Source organism: Cobetia sp. BMC6, assembly GCF_029991385.1.
In the GTDB taxonomy this organism is placed as follows: domain Bacteria; phylum Pseudomonadota; class Gammaproteobacteria; order Pseudomonadales; family Halomonadaceae; genus Cobetia.
The window spans coordinates 1-337 of record NZ_JAKUMF010000080.1 but is presented as its reverse complement, the minus strand read 5'-3'; the positions used below and the strand labels follow the sequence as shown (position 1 = coordinate 337).

The following is a 337-nucleotide window of genomic DNA, read 5'->3' as shown; positions in this document are numbered from 1 at the left end:
TCGAACCGGTGCACCTTCTCCCGAAGTTACGGTGCCATTTTGCCTAGTTCCTTCACCCGAGTTCTCTCAAGCGCCTTGGTATTCTCTACCTGACCACCTGTGTCGGTTTGGGGTACGGTCGCATGTGGTCTGAAGCTTAGAGGCTTTTCCTGGAAGCGTGGCATCGATGACTTCCTGACCGTGGTCAGTTCGTCTCGCATCTCGACCTCAGAGGAACCGGATTTGCCTGATTCCTCGGCCTACATGCTTTCACCAGGACAACCAACGCCTGGCTCACCTAGCCTTCTTCGTCCCCCCATCGCAACCACATCCGGTACGGGAATATTAACCCGTTTCC

The 337-nt window shown here is 55.2% G+C and carries 1 rRNA gene; it reads right to left on the bottom strand.

Going from position 1 to position 337, the window contains the following annotated elements:
• A 23S ribosomal RNA gene (locus MKZ40_RS17080) occupies nt 1–337 on the bottom strand; the annotation flags it as partial.